The sequence below is a fragment of the Ruegeria sp. HKCCE4148 genome, from assembly GCF_017872495.1.
GTDB lineage: Bacteria > Pseudomonadota > Alphaproteobacteria > Rhodobacterales > Rhodobacteraceae > Ruegeria.
In genome coordinates, this window is record NZ_JAEDOS010000006.1 from 1 (window position 1) to 14,318 (window position 14,318).

The 14,318-nt window shown below is 55.7% G+C and carries 15 protein-coding genes and 1 pseudogene; 8 read left to right on the plus strand and 8 right to left on the minus strand.

Annotation, left to right across the window (positions count from 1 at the left end; genetic code table 11):
- A pseudogene (locus I9187_RS15930) lies at positions 1 to 272 on the plus strand (hypothetical protein); the annotation flags it as partial.
- Positions 273 to 306: 34 nt separating this feature from the next.
- Here I9187_RS15930 and I9187_RS22215 read toward each other — a convergent pair.
- The 4 genes from I9187_RS22215 to I9187_RS15950 form a co-directional block, all read right to left on the minus strand.
- Positions 307 to 1,473 (minus strand): adenylate/guanylate cyclase domain-containing protein, encoded by a 1,167-nt coding sequence (locus I9187_RS22215; RefSeq protein ID WP_171180643.1) that lies wholly within the window; start codon positions 1,471 to 1,473, stop codon positions 307 to 309.
- Positions 1,474 to 1,610: 137 nt separating this feature from the next.
- On the minus strand, positions 1,611 to 2,213 hold the full coding sequence (locus tag I9187_RS15940; protein WP_171180641.1) for an NAD(P)H-dependent oxidoreductase: 603 nt from the start codon (positions 2,211 to 2,213) through the stop codon (positions 1,611 to 1,613).
- Positions 2,210 to 2,602, minus strand: coding sequence for a nuclear transport factor 2 family protein (locus tag I9187_RS15945; RefSeq protein ID WP_171180639.1), 393 nt, complete (start codon positions 2,600 to 2,602; stop codon positions 2,210 to 2,212). Before I9187_RS15945 ends, I9187_RS15940 begins: the two co-directional genes overlap by 4 nt.
- Positions 2,603 to 2,622: 20 nt before the next feature.
- Complete coding sequence (locus I9187_RS15950; RefSeq protein WP_209940242.1) at positions 2,623 to 3,117, minus strand: nuclear transport factor 2 family protein; 495 nt, start codon at positions 3,115 to 3,117, stop codon at positions 2,623 to 2,625.
- A gap of 161 nt (positions 3,118 to 3,278) precedes the next feature.
- Between I9187_RS15950 and I9187_RS15955 the strand changes: the two genes are divergently transcribed.
- Positions 3,279 to 4,175, plus strand: a complete 897-nt coding sequence (locus tag I9187_RS15955) for a LysR family transcriptional regulator (protein WP_209940243.1) — start codon at positions 3,279 to 3,281, stop codon at positions 4,173 to 4,175.
- 101 nt (positions 4,176 to 4,276) lie between these two features.
- On the opposite strand, the gene nagA is transcribed toward I9187_RS15955, so the two are convergent.
- The 4 genes from nagA to I9187_RS15975 are packed head-to-tail and all read right to left on the minus strand — an operon-like array spanning position 4,277 to position 8,105.
- Positions 4,277 to 5,437, minus strand: a complete 1,161-nt coding sequence (gene nagA / locus I9187_RS15960; protein ID WP_171180635.1) for an N-acetylglucosamine-6-phosphate deacetylase — start codon at positions 5,435 to 5,437, stop codon at positions 4,277 to 4,279.
- Entirely contained in the window at positions 5,434 to 6,462 is a 1,029-nt protein-coding gene (locus I9187_RS15965; RefSeq protein WP_171236644.1) for an SIS domain-containing protein, read from the minus strand. Before I9187_RS15965 ends, nagA begins: the two co-directional genes overlap by 4 nt.
- Before the next feature lie 13 nt (positions 6,463 to 6,475).
- Positions 6,476 to 7,231, minus strand: a complete 756-nt coding sequence (locus I9187_RS15970) for a GntR family transcriptional regulator (protein ID WP_171180631.1) — start codon at positions 7,229 to 7,231, stop codon at positions 6,476 to 6,478.
- Positions 7,218 to 8,105 (minus strand): BadF/BadG/BcrA/BcrD ATPase family protein, encoded by an 888-nt coding sequence (locus tag I9187_RS15975; protein ID WP_171180629.1) that lies wholly within the window; start codon positions 8,103 to 8,105, stop codon positions 7,218 to 7,220. Before I9187_RS15975 ends, I9187_RS15970 begins: the two co-directional genes overlap by 14 nt.
- Positions 8,106 to 8,252: 147 nt before the next feature.
- On the opposite strand from I9187_RS15975, the gene I9187_RS15980 reads away from it, so the two are divergent.
- The 6 genes from I9187_RS15980 to I9187_RS16005 all read left to right on the plus strand — a co-directional run bounded on the left by I9187_RS15980 (position 8,253) and on the right by I9187_RS16005 (position 14,275).
- On the plus strand, positions 8,253 to 9,176 hold the full coding sequence (locus I9187_RS15980; protein ID WP_245223248.1) for an N-acetylmuramic acid 6-phosphate etherase: 924 nt from the start codon (positions 8,253 to 8,255) through the stop codon (positions 9,174 to 9,176).
- The gene (locus I9187_RS15985; protein ID WP_209940244.1) at positions 9,173 to 10,423 is read left to right on the plus strand and encodes an ABC transporter substrate-binding protein; all 1,251 of its coding nucleotides are present in this window, start codon (positions 9,173 to 9,175) and stop codon (positions 10,421 to 10,423) included. Before I9187_RS15980 ends, I9187_RS15985 begins: the two co-directional genes overlap by 4 nt.
- Before the next feature lie 64 nt (positions 10,424 to 10,487).
- Entirely contained in the window at positions 10,488 to 11,402 is a 915-nt protein-coding gene (locus tag I9187_RS15990) for a sugar ABC transporter permease (protein ID WP_171180623.1), read from the plus strand.
- 10 nt (positions 11,403 to 11,412) lie between these two features.
- Positions 11,413 to 12,252: a carbohydrate ABC transporter permease gene (locus tag I9187_RS15995; protein ID WP_171180621.1), complete on the plus strand. Its 840-nt coding sequence runs from the start codon at positions 11,413 to 11,415 to the stop codon at positions 12,250 to 12,252.
- Positions 12,249 to 13,283 carry a Gfo/Idh/MocA family oxidoreductase gene (locus I9187_RS16000; RefSeq protein ID WP_171180619.1) on the plus strand — a complete coding sequence of 345 codons (1,035 nt, stop codon included), beginning with the start codon at positions 12,249 to 12,251 and terminating at the stop codon, positions 13,281 to 13,283. Before I9187_RS15995 ends, I9187_RS16000 begins: the two co-directional genes overlap by 4 nt.
- Entirely contained in the window at positions 13,280 to 14,275 is a 996-nt protein-coding gene (locus tag I9187_RS16005; protein ID WP_171180617.1) for an ABC transporter ATP-binding protein, read from the plus strand. The genes I9187_RS16000 and I9187_RS16005 overlap by 4 nt, the downstream gene beginning before the upstream one ends.
- The last annotated feature ends 43 nt before the right edge of the window (positions 14,276 to 14,318 follow it).

The window sequence follows — 14,318 nt, forward strand, 5'->3', positions numbered from 1 at the left end:
AGGCCGCGGGTTCGGTGTCAACTCTTCGTTTTGTCAGAAACTTCGCAACAGAGCCGTCTCCGGTTCCGCTGATAGATGATCAAACCGGCGACACCTATTTTCGCGCTTCAATCCAACTCAACGATCAATTTGTTGGAACCGGTGCTTACAAGCGCCCAATTTTGGCTGGAATGACGGTGGTGGCGGAAATGAATACTGGTGAAAACACTCTGCTCGCATACATGTTGAAACCCATTCATCAGACGATGCGCAACGCCTTTTCCGAGCGTTAATAGAATAGCCTACTCACGTCTAAAGCCTTTGACATCAGGACACCTGAGCGGGAACTCTGAAAACTTCAATGTCTTCGCTCAATCCCCGGATAGCGTGGTAACCGACGGATTGACCCCTGTTTTTCAGGTGCTTTGTGACACGTGTGGTCAGCAACGTCCTTTCGCCCAGTTGCTTGCATAAGTCCTGAACGCGACTGGCCACGTTGACGGTCTGCCCCACGACCGTGAAATCCAACCGGTCAGGGCTGCCGATATTGCCAAATGTGACCTGCCCGAAATCGATACCTATGACAAATTCAATTTCCTTACGGCCGCTGCCACCTGCGGTTTTGTTAAAGGCATCAAGATTGACCAATGCCTGACTTGCGGCTGCGACGACGGATTGGCATGCCGCCTCGTCGCCGTTATCAGCCTCAAAAACTGCAAGAATACCGTCGCCCATGAACTTAAGCACATCGCCCCCTTCATCCTGAATTGGTGCAACCACCATTTCAAAATAGTTGCCCATCATGTCCAGCAATTGATCTTCGGGCCAGGCTTGGGCTTTTTCTGTAAACCCTCTGAGATCCGCAAACAGGATCGCTGCAAAAACGGTTCTGTGTTCCCCGCGCTTTATGTGCCCTTGTCCGATCTCTTCAGCGGGACCATGGCCCAGATAGGTTTGCAGCAGGCTTTTTTGTGACTGACGCATTGCGATGGGTTCCAAGGCCGCCGCCAAGGCATACCGAGAGTCTTCAATGTATCGGATATGCGCATCAGAAAACCCTGTTTCTGCATTCGAGGTAAAACTAGTGCCTTGAACCGAACCATTTCCGTGTTCCAGTGGAATGGCCAAAAAATCGGTGGCACCCGCCTCGGCAAGCTCGGAGTAGATCGGGTGCTCAGTCGCAAGGTTGAGATCCGATAACCGTTTACGCAACGGACAACGATGGGTGACGATGTATTCAAAAGGGCTGCCATGCCATGCGCTTGTCGACAGCACGGTGGTGGGTACCGTGTAACGGCGGGTTTTGTCCGGTGTCCAGATTATACCCCAAGCGCTGAGCAATGGGTTCGAGTAGTTCTGCGCAATACGCGCCCTTGCCAGCGGCACACCAAGCCGGACAAGCCCTTCGCAATATCCTTTGACGATTGCGGTTTCATCCCCCAACAGCCGCCCTTCGGAAATCAGCCAATGATTCAGTGGGTCAATCTCGGACACGGTCCCCTCTGGCAAGTATGGACGTGCAGGCAGTTTACATGTCTTTCGTCGGGAAAGAACCCGCACTGACGCTCATAAAGACGATCAGCAAATTCAACGCGGGTTGCAGGACCCGAATGGGATTGCTGGGTACATGATCAACTGACGGCCGCAGCTTTGATCGGATCATCCTCAAGCTGTTCCAACAGGTGTGCCTGTTTGACTTTTGGGTCCAGGTCCGAGTCAGTCAGATGGGCCAACATATCCGGTACGGTCGCTTCAATCTGGTCCTGGGTGGCCAAAGCCATTCCATGGGCAACAAACGGGCGCAGATACGTCATACCCGCAAGGTTCGCAGTCTGCTGGTAAGGTTTAAGAAACTCGGCCATCGAATAGTTGTTGTAACCGCCTGCGTGATAGCTGTGCTCGGGGCCACCCGTAGAAACCAGGATCAGAATCTCACGCCCTTTCAATCGATTACCGCCGGGTCCGTAGGCGAAGCCATAGCTCAGAACCTGATCCATCCATGCTTTCAAGACAGGAGGTGCAGAATACCAGTAGAACGGGAACTGAAACACGATCCGGTCATGCGAAAGTAGCAAAGCTTGTTCCGTTTCAATGTCAAAACGCATCTCTGCACCACCGATGGCTGTCAAATCACGTGCGGTTACGTCGCTCGCGTCCGAAAGTGCGTCGAACCAGGCGCGGTTTATGCGGGATGTGTTCAGGTCCGGATGTGCTGTGAGGACAAGGATTTTCATGTGATTGTCTCTTGCAGAAGTTTCGCTGAATAAGATGTGATAAACGGGCGACCGTTTGGCCGCACATCAAACCGCCAGTTTTCCTGAACGCGTGCTTCGATGGCCTCACCTGCAATGGTTTGGGCACGAAACAAAACTTCGAACTGTGCCGCGTCTGGCGTGATCTCAATATTGCTCACGTGGTGTTCGGTCGGGCTTTGCAGGGTTGCAAGCACTTTTGCGTACCAAGCGCGAACCCGTTCATGGCCTATAAGGGCAGCGTCAATATCCGGCATGTCCCAATCCACGTCAGGATGCAGGTCTTGCAAAAACGCATCAATCGGATCAAGCCGGTCAAACCCCGCGAACCAATCTGTTATAAACGATCGAATTTCAGGATAGTCGTTCATGAGCGTCGCCATTTCATGGGTTACTTAGCCAACCGATCCGGCAACGGTGCTAGATTATACTGCGACCAGAAGAACGTGTTGGCTGAATCCTGATCGGCGGAAAGGTTGGTCGCTTCGACGATCTTGCCATCCTCGATACGGTAGACCAGCGCCCAGGTCGTATCGACATTTGGCTTGCCGTCTGCATTTGACCAACCCCGGTGAATATCGACCACATGTGTTTCATCCGCTCCGAAATAAATGGGCTCGGCCTGAAACCCGGCTGCGCCCAACTGCGCGAAGAAAGCAAGCACCTCATCACGCCCAGATTTAGTGCCGGACAACGGATGACGGCCGGGAATGTGCCATTTGACCTCTTCATCCATTACGGCGGCGATGCCATCCAGATCATTTGCCCCATAGGCGGCAAAGAAATCTTGCACCACTTTGATGTTCTCTTCCGGCGAGGCGGCCATGGCGTTACCTCCAGCTATGATTGCGATGGTGAGTGCTACTGTTTTGGTCAGGGTTTTCATTTTCGTCCTCTCTGGCGCTCGGGCGTTTGGCGACAGCACTGCTTTCTACGGGTCCATGCCGTGATGACGAGAATTTAACTATTCCGTTCTTGAAAGATAATTCCCTCAACTTTCACTTCTTTCATGTATTATTTCGAATAATATTCTGGAACGGAGATCCCATGCGCTTACCGCTCGCGACGCTCGAAGTCTTCACTGCCATAGCCCAACAGGGGTCGCTGCGAGCTGCAGCCGAAGCGCTTGGCGTCAAACCGTCGACAGTGAGCCATCAGTTGAAGTCACTGGAGGATCAGCTCGGCACCGCACTATTCATCCGAACGACACGCTCGATCAGCCTGACCGAAGCCGGACGTGCGCTTATACGCGGCGCAGGCCCGGCCTTTGACCAATTGTCCGAGGCCGTTGAAAGCGCGCGCAGCACGGGTCATGCCGCGCGTGGCACCCTTAAGCTGGCAATGCCAGAATTTGCCTACCATCTGTACGTGAGCCCGATCTTGAACAGCTTTTGCGCCAAGTTCCCCGAGATCGAGTTGGAACTGTCTTTGACGGATGCGCTTGCGGACATTCTGGGCGAAGAACTGCATGCCGGTTTCCGTCTAGGGGACCGTGTTGCACCAGACATGGTTGCGGTTCGGCTTACTCGACCATTGCCCGTTGCCGTTACAGCCAGCCCTGCGTACCTCACCGCCCACGGCACGCCCAAAGAACCGCGCGATCTTCTTGAACACAACTGTGTCCGATACAGGTTTCACTCCTCCGGCCAGATTGCGCCTTGGAGTTTTAACTCGAAAGACGGCTCGTATTCCGTCCAAGTACAAGGAAATCTGATTACAAACACCTTACCTGCCTCGGTCGATATGGCAAAGCTAGGGTTGGGGCTGGTGTACACATTCAGGGCCTATGTGGCGGCCGAAATCGATGCTGGCCTCTTGAAACCTGTTCTGGAAGACCATCTTGGCCTAACACCCGGGATTTTCTTGTATTTTCCTCGGGAGTACAGATCAATGATGCCTTTGAAACTGTTCATCGAACATATAAAACAGCAAGAAACGCTTTAGACTTCGGTTGAGGCTTAGTTTCAGCACGGCCTTTATGACCAAGGCTGTTGTCCACGAAGCAGTTGTCCGTCGATGCTTCGGCTTAAAGCCTCGGCCAACAACTAAGAACCCGCTGGAGCAACAGCAGAGTGGGGCTGAACCGGCATAGCTTTCGAGAGGTCCGGCGCGATCCGTATCAATTCGGAAAGCGAGGGCTTTTGCCCATATGATCCCTTATGAATCAATTTGGACGGCACACGGGTTGCTGCCGTCAACGCTTGTGACAAAGGCATACCCAGCTTTGTTGTAAGGTTTCGAATGGCCGTGGTCAGGTCCAGATCGGCTCCAGCCAAAGTGCCGTCTTGCAATGTCAGCTTGCCCTTTTCGCGCCGGATAAGCCGCCCTTCCAGGTAAAACTCTTTCAGATCCGTTCCGGCCACTGCCATCGCATCGCTCACCAGAAAAATCTCTCCTGGCCCGCGTTTGGCCTTAAAAGCGGCTCGCATCGTTTCCGGATGCACATGTACAGCATCCGCAATCAACCCGGCAGACAGGTTCCCAGTCGAAAGCACTGCGCCCACCAAACCGGGTTCGCGGCTGCCAAACTGGCTCATTGCGTTGAACAGATGCGTTGCGCAACTTGCGCCGGCTTTCGCGTAAGCCACACATGTGTCGTACGGGGCGTCGGTGTGACCCAGCGAGACGATAACCCCTGCCTTGGTCAAAGCTTCGACCTGATCAATCGCGACATTTTCAGGAGCCAATGTGACCATCAGCGCAGGTAAGTCGCGGGCAGCTGTCAACAATTGGTCCAGATCGGCACTCTCCATCGGGCGGATTAGTGCGCCATCATGGGCACCCTTGCGGCGTATTGACAAATGCGGGCCTTCCAAGTGCAGCCCAGCGATGCCCGGAACCCGGCTGCGTACAGCTTGTATCGCGGCTCGAATGGCAGCTGTGGTTTTTTCCGGCGTGCCTGTGATCAGGGTCGGCAGAATAGAAACCGTACCCAACCCGCGATGCGCCCGAGCGATCCGCCGCAACGTCTCGACCGATGGGTCGTCGTTGAACATCACGCCGCCGCCGCCATTCACCTGTAGATCCACATAACCGGGGCTAAGAATGTCACCGGCCAGATCCTCGGTCCGGGTTTCCGATGGCAGATCATCTGTAGGTACGATCGCGTCAAGCGTTCCATCTACAAACCGGGCGGCGTGGTTTGAAAACAGCGTCCTTCCGTCAAAGATCGGTCCGCCCACAAAGGTGATGATCGAGCCACTCATACCGTTTCAGTCACTTTCCGAAGATGGCGAGGTGTGTCGGGATTGATACCACGGCGGGTGGCAACGATTTCAACCATACTATAAAAAGATGCGATAGAGGCGACAGGATCGGTCATCCAATGCGCGGTCCGAACATGTGGCAGCGACACCGCATCCTTCACGCGATCCGTTGTTGCAAATACCTTTGCGCCCTTGGCTGCCAAAGCATCGGCAACTTCGGCTAAATTGTCCTCAGCTGCGTCGCCGGATGAAAAGGCAAGCACCGGAAAGCCTTGATCCACAATGGAAACCGGGCCGTGAAGCACCTCTGCAGAGGAGTAGCTTTCGGCATGGATCTGGCAGGTTTCCTTGAATTTCAACGCAGCTTCGTTCGAGATCGCCCAAGTCGTTCCGCGCCCCAAAGTGAACAGCGATTGACCATTGATCGCGTCGATCACCGTTCCCCAATCACAGGTTATGGCTCGTTCCAGGTCTTTTGGCAGATTTCGGATCGCGGACAACAATGCGGCGTCGTCCTTAATCTCAGCCAGCAACCAAAGCCCGGCAACCAGTGAAGTCACAAATGTTTTGGTCGCGGCAACGCTCAGTTCCGGCCCTGCATGAATGTGCAACGCGGCTGAAGCAACATTCGCCAAGGCCGAGCCGGTGTCGTTGGTGATTGCAACCGAATAGGCACCGCCCTGGGTCAGTGATTGTGTAAGGCGTACGATGTCGGGGCTCTGACCGGATTGGGAAACCGAGACACACAGCGCATCGGGACAGCGCATATCCACACCGTAGATCGATTTGACGCTTGGACCCACCGAGGCCATAGGTAGGCCCAGCAGCAGTTCAGAAGTGTATTTCAGAAAACTGCAGGCATGATCGGACGAACCGCGCGCGACGGAAATCAAAAAGCGCGGATCGCGCGACCGCACTTCAAGTGCGGCTGCTTTGATCGCCTCGGAACCGTCAGTCAGCAGACGGTCAACGGCGGTGGGAATTTCGTTGATTTCCTGTCGCATGAGTGTGAGTTGGTTGGACATCAGGTCCGGCCTTTCAGTTTGACAAGCGCAGTTCGGCCACGAAGTCGTAGGCATCGCCGCGATAAATGGATCGGGTAAGTTCTGCGACACGCCCGCTTTCCAGATATGACGTGCGCTGGATGCGTAGCCCGGCGGTTCCTTCGGCAACGTCCAGCAAACGCGCTTCGGCTGCTTCAAGATTGATGGCCGAGATCTTTTGGATCGCACGCACCGGGCGATGGCCCGATCGTTCCAGAACGGCATAAAGCGACCCGGTCACCTCGGTCGGATTGGGCAGGATATCCAAAGGAAGCGCCGCGCGCTCCAGAGCCATCGGGCGTCCTCCGGCGGCTCGAAGACGGTGAATTCGCGCAACTTGATCATTGGCCGATAGACCCAGTGCCAGCATCTCGTCCGGTGCTGGCAGGAAAATTCCGCGTTCCAGCCAGGTTGAGGTCGTCTCAAAACCACGCCGCTCCATGTCCTCGGTAAATGAAGTCAGGTGTGACAAAGACTGCTCGACCCGGGCGACTGGTTCACGCACGAATGAGCCTGAACCCTGCCGCTGTTCTATCGTCCCTTTGCGCACCAGTTCCTGAATGGCCTTGCGCACAGTGACACGCGACAGGTCGGTCAACTCTGCAATCTCACGTTCGGGCGGCAGAGAGCTGTTGGGCGGCAGGATACCTTCTTCGATGCCTTGCTCAAGCCGCTGGCGCAGCTGCACATAACGTGGCCCGGCGGTCTGCCCCAGCCATCCCTCGGGCCTTAGGAAATCAACAACGCTCATGTTCGATCTCCTCTTTGAAAGCCTGCGCCAAAGCGATCGCGCCTGACAGTGGATCACCTGATGGCTGCACCAAGGCTTGCTGCATGTCCTCAGGCAGAAACGTGGAATAGTACGGGCCAATTCCGCCCGTCAGGCAAATTGCAGCACCAGGGCTCCAACCCATCTTCACAAGCCTATCCGCCAGATAGTCGGCGCCCGCCTGCATAATCGATTGTGCACCTGTATCCCCCTGCCCTGCAAACTGCGTGACGACAGGTGCCAAAGCGCCAAACTCAGTGGGTGTCATCATAGATGCGGCTTTTACGACACCAGAGGTCCCATTGAATTGGCGCAGCAAGTGTTCGGACATTTCAGACGCCGCACGCATGCCATCAGCGCACTCCAACACCTCCGACAAAACGCGCTTGCCGACCCACTGGGCCGAGGCTTGGTCACCCAAGACCGGCCCCCATCCTCCGACAAAGGCGGTCGCTCCACTTCGCTGCGCAGCTATAAAAGATCCGGTGCCACAATGCGCGACAAACCCGTCACGCGGCCCCAGCGCGCCACGCAGAGCAGATGGGCGATCATCTTCTATGCGCACGCGCGCAAATGGCAGGGCTGCGGCCAAACGGTCAGCAATGGCTTGTCCGGTGACGCCCGCCAAGCCCACGTATGCTGGCGCTCGTGCAATCTCTGCAAGTTCAATACCAGCCTGTTTGCAAAGGACAGCCAGTCCACTCACAAGCTCCGCACAGGACGTTTCGAAATCGGTCGATACGTTTGCCGATCCAACCTCAACCCGCCAAGTTTGAACGCCATCGAACAGGGCCAGGCGGCACCGCGTGCCACCACCATCTATTGCCAGAATCAGATTGTCAGAGCCGCTAGTCATGAAGAGACCTTTATAATACCTTTTTTAAATTTAGAAGGCCAAAACGTGACCTGATATCGAAAAATTGGTATTTTCTAATGCCGTAAACAAAGTGGTAGACTAATGGTATCTAAAAGGTATGATGCCGATAGACCGGGGGAGAATCACTTGAACACGCCTGTGACAGAGCAGTTGCACCCAAACGCGATCGGGCTGGACGCGCGACCGCTGTCGGATGTCGCCGCCCTTCTTGCACAGTCGCAAGCAAAGGCTGCATCGGCGCCGCTGGACACAGTTGACCCGATCTGCGAAGGGGCTGTGACCATGGCCGCAACGATCCGGGCAGAAGGCGTTCTGCGTTATCTAGCTGCTGGCTCTTCCGGGTTGATGGCTGCGGCAGACGCGCTTGAACTTGGGGGCACTTTTTCAATCCCGGCACATCAGGTTCGCATCCACATGGCGGGTGGCTTACCTTCCAACGCGGAAATGCCTGGCGACGTCGAAGATATCTCGACCACTCTCACAGATGAACTTGCCGACCTGACCGTCCGGGATACTCTGATCGCTGTATCGGCAAGCGGAACAACACCATACACGGTCGCGGCAGCGCGTATCGCACGCGATAAGGGCGCCAAAGTTATAGGTATCGCCAACAACGCAGGCACCGAGCTGTTGCAATTGGCACATCACGCGATCCTTCTGCCTACACCACCCGAACTGGTTTCCGGCTCAACCCGAATGGGCGCGGGAACGGCGCAAAAAATAGCGTTGAACATGTTATCGACTCTGATGGCCATGGAGTTGGGGCATATTCAGGACGGCATGATGATCAACCTGCGTGCCGACAATGACAAACTGCGCGCCCGCGCCAATGGAATCGTGCGTCAGCTGACAGGTGTTACCTCGGAACAAGCCGCATCGGCGCTGACCGCCGCTGACGGCAACCTCAAAATCGGCGCGCTTGTTGCAGCTGGAGCCAGGTCTGCCGAGGCTGCACACGCGTTGCTGAATGAAGAAAACGGCCATCTGCGTCGCGCAATGAATCGACTGAAACACAAAAACGATAACATCAACCTGGGAGAAACCAAATGAAACGCAAAGTTTTAAGCTTGGCACTAATGACCACAGCGCTGGTCACAAGCGCCTATGCGCAAGAGGCTACGCTGACAATCGAAAGCTGGCGCAACGACGACCTGGCCCTTTGGCAGGAAAAGATCATTCCAGCGTTCGAAGCAGAGCACCCGGGGATCAAGGTTATCTTCTCACCCTCCGCGCCTGCCGAGTACAACGCGGTTCTGAACTCGAAACTTGAGGCCGGATCGGCCGGCGACCTGATCACCTGCCGCCCGTTTGATGCTTCGCTGGCGCTGTACGAAAGCGGGCATCTCACCGACCTGTCCGACCTCGAGGCCATGGGCAATTTCTCAGATGTTGCGAAATCCGCATGGCAGACCGATGACGCATCCGCCAGCTTCTGCGTGCCGATGGCGTCGGTGATCCACGGCTTCATTTACAACAAAGACGCCTTCAACGAGTTGGGCCTTGAAGTCCCCACCACAGAGGCCGAGTTCTTTGCTGCTTTGGACAAGATCAAGGAAGACGGCACCTATATCCCGATGGCGATGGGCACCAACGACCAGTGGGAAGCCGCGACGATGGGCTACAACAACATCGGCCCGAACTATTGGAAAGGTGAGGAAGGCCGTCAGGCGCTGATCAAAGGCGAGCAGAAACTGACCGACCCGCAATGGGTTGCACCCTATGCAACACTTGCTAAATGGGCGGACTATCTGGGGGACGGTTATGAGGCACAGACCTATCCTGACAGTCAGAACCTGTTCACCCTCGGTCGCGCCGCGATTTATCCGGCAGGCAGTTGGGAAATCGCTGGCTTTAACACGCAGGCCGATTTCGAAATGGGTGCCTTCAAGCCTCCGGTCCAGAATGCAGGTGACACCTGCTTTATCTCGGACCACACCGATATTGGCATCGGCCTGAATGCCGCCAGTGAAAACCAAGAGGCCGCGCGGACATTCCTGTCCTGGGTCGCCAGCCCGGAATTCGCCAGCATCTTTGGCAACGCGGTTCCTGGGTTCTTCCCCTTATCCAACACTCCGGTCGAACTGGAAGACCCGTTGGCAAAAGAAATCGTGGGCTGGCGAGATGAGTGCGAAAGCACGATCCGTTCGACCTACCAGATCCTGTCGCGCGGCACACCGAATCTAGAAAATGAAACCTGGGGCGCATCTGTTGCTGCTATAAAAGGCACCGAAAACCCCGAGGCTCTGGGCCAGCAACTGCAGGACGGTCTGGCCAGTTGGTACGCGCCGCATCAGTAAAACCTGACAGCTAACCATCACCGGACGCGGGATTTCGCGTCCGGTCCTTTTCCCGGAGACCAACATGCAGACCCGCCGCATACGCTGGCATATCGTCGTTTTCCTTGCCCCTGCGGTTCTGGTCTACACGGGGGTGATGATCTTCCCTTTGTTCAACACGCTCCGCCTCGCACTGTTCACCGAGGTCGATCAGACGCGCGTTTATGTGGGCATACAGAATTTCCGCACGCTGTTTTTCGACCCTATCTGGTCCGAACAGTTTTGGAACGCGTTGGGAAATAACTTCTGGTTTTTCCTGATCCACATGCTCGTGCAGAACCCCATCGGCATCGCCTTGGCAGCAATCTTGTCACATCCGCGTCTGAGGTTCGCCGCGCTTTACCGTTCGGCCATTTTCATCCCCACGATCCTAAGCTTTGTGATCGTTGGGTTTGCCTGGAAACTGATCTTGTCACCACTCTGGGGCATTGCTCCGTCGATGCTGGACGCCATTGGTTTGAAATCACTGTTTGCACCGTGGCTGGGTAAAGAAGAATACGCACTGACAACGCTGGCGCTGGTGTCGGTCTGGCAGTTCGTCGGCATCCCGATGATGTTGATCTATGCCGCCTTGCTGTCGATCCCGGAAGAAATCCTAGAGGCCGGAGAGATTGACGGGATTACCGGAGCTTCCGCGTTCTGGAAAATCAAACTGCCGCTGATCCTGCCGTCTATCGGAATCATTTCAATCCTGACATTTGTAGGTAACTTCAACGCGTTCGACCTGATTTATGTCTCTCAGGGGGCACTGGCAGGGCCGGATTTCTCAACCGACATCCTTGGTACATTCATGTACCGCACTTTCTTTGGCTTCCAATTGCAACTGGGTGATCCGCATATGGGATCCGCTATCGCAGGGGCCATGTTCGCGATCATCCTCGTGGGGGTCTGCATCTACCTATTCGGCATCCAGACCCGGATGCGCAGGTACCAGTTGTGAGGGCATGGCCATGAACAAAGCACGCCAAAACCCGCTGAACACAGCCGCCATGCATGGGGCGCTGATCCTTTACACGCTGATCGCCCTGTTCCCGGTCTTCGTCATCATCATCAACAGCTTTAAAACCCGCCGCGCCATCTTCCGTGAACCGCTTGCCCTACCCGATTCCGAAAGCTTTTCGCTGATCGGGTACCAGACGGTGATGAAACAAGGGGATTTCTTCCTCTATTTCCAGAATTCGATGATCGTTACGGTGGTATCGCTGACATTCATCCTGCTTTTTGGTGCCATGGCGGCCTTTGCCCTCAGTGAATACCGGTTCAAGGGCAACCTGCTAATGGGTCTCTATCTGGCGCTTGGGATCATGATTCCGATCCGTATCGGTACCGTCGCGATCCTCGAGATGATGGTGGCCACCGGGCTTGTCAACACGCTTTGGGCCTTGATCCTTGTCTACACGGCACAAGGATTGCCGTTGGCGGTGTTTATCCTGTCCGAGTTCATGCGACAGGTCTCGGACGACCTGAAAGATGCGGGCCGTGTCGACGGATTGTCTGAATACACAATCTTTTTCCGTCTTGTCCTTCCGCTAGTGCGCCCGGCAATGGCGACAGTGGCTGTGTTCAACATGATACCGATCTGGAATGATCTGTGGTTCCCGCTGATCCTCGCCCCCGCTGAAGAGACCAAGACCCTGACGCTGGGCAGTCAGGTCTTCATCGGTCAATTCGTCACCGATTGGAATGCGGTTCTTTCTGCCCTGTCGATGGCGATCCTGCCGGTGCTGGTGCTCTACGTCATCTTCTCACGCCAACTGATCCGCGGCATCACTTCAGGAGCTGTCAAATGACCCGAGTTCTGATTGCAGGCCTTGGCAATATGGGCCTAAGCCACGCGCTGGCCCATCACCAGCATCCGGACGCGCAAATCGTGGGGCTGGTGAACAGGTCCGGTCATGTGGAGCATCCCGAGTTGGGTCATTATCCCGCCTATTCGGATTTCCACTCTGCGTTGACCGAAACAAATCCGGATTTGGTGGTTGTCGCCACCTATTCCGACAGCCATGCCTATTATGCCTGCGCCGCAATGGAAGCCGGCGCGCATGTCTTCGTTGAAAAACCACTGGCCACCACAGTGGCCGATGCCAAACGCGTTGTCGAAAAGGCCACCCAAACCAACCGCAAACTGGTGATCGGCTACATTCTGCGCCATCACCCGTCGTGGATGCGCCTGATTTCCGAGGCGCGTGACCTTGGCGGGCCATATGTGTTTCGCCTGAACCTCAACCAGCAAAGCAGCGGGGCCGAGTGGGAAACGCATAAGGCGCTGATGCAGACCACCTCTCCTATCGTCGATTGCGGCGTGCACTACGTCGACGTGATGTGCCAGATCACGGACTCAGACCCGGTGCGCGTACATGGCATGGGGCTGCGCCTGAGCGATGAGATCGCTAAAGACATGTACAATTACGGACAGTTTCAGGTGGTCTTTGAGGACGGCTCGGTCGGTTGGTACGAGGCCGGTTGGGGCCCGATGATGTCTGAGACCGCGTTTTTCGTGAAAGACATCGTCTCGCCCAACGGGTCGGTTTCGATCACCGATGGCAACGAGGGCGCATCCTCAGATATCGACGGCCACACCAAGGTCGGCGGCATTCTGGTCCACCGCCCCGAGGGGGACAGTCAGATCGACATGCCCGATGAACCCGGCCATCAGGAGCTTTGCGACGCAGAGCAGGCCTATATGCTGCGCGCCATTGTCGAGGATATCGATCTGACCCGCCACATGAACGACGCCGTGCAATCGCTGGCCATCTGTCTGGCAGCAGACGAAAGCATCCGTACTGGCCAACCCATTTCGCTGAAAGAGGCACACCAATGACCGCCCTGACGCTTACGAACGTGAACAAGTCCTTTGGCAATGTCGAGGTTCTCAAGGACATCAATATCGAAGTGGAAGACGGCGAGTTCGTCGTCTTCGTCGGCCCCTCGGGCTGCGGCAAGTCCACCCTATTGCGCGTGATCGCAGGTCTGGAAGATGTTACATCGGGCGAAGTGCGCATTGGCGGCGAGCTGATGAACCTCACACCGCCCTCCAAGCGCGGTATCGCGATGGTGTTCCAGAGCTATGCGCTCTACCCGCATCTGAATGTGCGAAAGAACATGTCACTGGCGCTGAAACAGGAAGGCCAAACTAAGCAGGTCATTGATGAACGTGTCGCCAAGGCGAGCAAGATGTTGAACCTTGAACCTTACATCGACCGCTACCCGTCCGAGCTGTCCGGCGGTCAGCGTCAGCGTGTTGCCATCGGTCGCGCGATTGTTCGCGAACCCAAACTGTTCCTGTTTGACGAACCTCTATCAAATCTGGACGCGGCTTTGCGTATGAACACGCGGCTTGAGATCGCGAATTTGCACCAGCAGCTGGACGCTTCGATGATTTATGTAACCCATGACCAGACCGAAGCGATGACTTTGGCAGACAAGATCGTCGTGCTACGCGATGGGCGCGTTGAGCAGGTCGGCAGCCCGATGGAGCTGTACAACAATCCTGCCAATCAGTTTGTCGCCGGTTTCCTTGGCGCACCGTCAATGAATTTCTTCCCCGCCAGCGTGGTTGGCGACAGCGCGGACATCACAATGGGCGTCCGCCCCGAGGATCTCTTTCTGGCCGATGACGGTCCGCTTGCCGCAAAAGTGACCCATGTCGAGCATCTGGGCGGAGACACGAATGTGATCGCGATGATGCAAGGCCATCAGGTCACAGCCCGCCTTTTTGGCCAGCATCACGTGGACACGGGCCAAGAGATACAGATTGGCTATACGCCAGATCGCAGCTATCGCTTCGACACACATGGCGCGCGGCTGGCCTGAGCCGCTACTGAATTCCGCTCACCGCAACAGCTTATCAAGCTTC

Excerpts from the sequence above, each read along its gene's own strand:
- I9187_RS15940 (WP_171180641.1), bottom strand. The coding sequence starts at position 2,213 with ATGAAAATCCTTGTCCTCACAGCACATCCGGACCTGAACACATCCCGC.
- I9187_RS15945 (WP_171180639.1), bottom strand. The coding sequence starts at position 2,602 with ATGAACGACTATCCTGAAATTCGATCGTTTATAACAGATTGGTTCGCG.
- I9187_RS15950 (WP_209940242.1), bottom strand. The coding sequence starts at position 3,117 with ATGAAAACCCTGACCAAAACAGTAGCACTCACCATCGCAATCATAGCT.
- I9187_RS15955 (WP_209940243.1), top strand. The coding sequence starts at position 3,279 with ATGCGCTTACCGCTCGCGACGCTCGAAGTCTTCACTGCCATAGCCCAA.
- nagA (WP_171180635.1), bottom strand. The coding sequence starts at position 5,437 with ATGAGTGGCTCGATCATCACCTTTGTGGGCGGACCGATCTTTGACGGA.
- I9187_RS15965 (WP_171236644.1), bottom strand. The coding sequence starts at position 6,462 with ATGTCCAACCAACTCACACTCATGCGACAGGAAATCAACGAAATTCCC.
- I9187_RS15970 (WP_171180631.1), bottom strand. The coding sequence starts at position 7,231 with ATGAGCGTTGTTGATTTCCTAAGGCCCGAGGGATGGCTGGGGCAGACC.
- I9187_RS15975 (WP_171180629.1), bottom strand. The coding sequence starts at position 8,105 with ATGACTAGCGGCTCTGACAATCTGATTCTGGCAATAGATGGTGGTGGC.
- I9187_RS15985 (WP_209940244.1), top strand. The coding sequence starts at position 9,173 with ATGAAACGCAAAGTTTTAAGCTTGGCACTAATGACCACAGCGCTGGTC.
- I9187_RS15990 (WP_171180623.1), top strand. The coding sequence starts at position 10,488 with ATGCAGACCCGCCGCATACGCTGGCATATCGTCGTTTTCCTTGCCCCT.
- I9187_RS15995 (WP_171180621.1), top strand. The coding sequence starts at position 11,413 with ATGAACAAAGCACGCCAAAACCCGCTGAACACAGCCGCCATGCATGGG.
- I9187_RS16000 (WP_171180619.1), top strand. The coding sequence starts at position 12,249 with ATGACCCGAGTTCTGATTGCAGGCCTTGGCAATATGGGCCTAAGCCAC.
- I9187_RS16005 (WP_171180617.1), top strand. The coding sequence starts at position 13,280 with ATGACCGCCCTGACGCTTACGAACGTGAACAAGTCCTTTGGCAATGTC.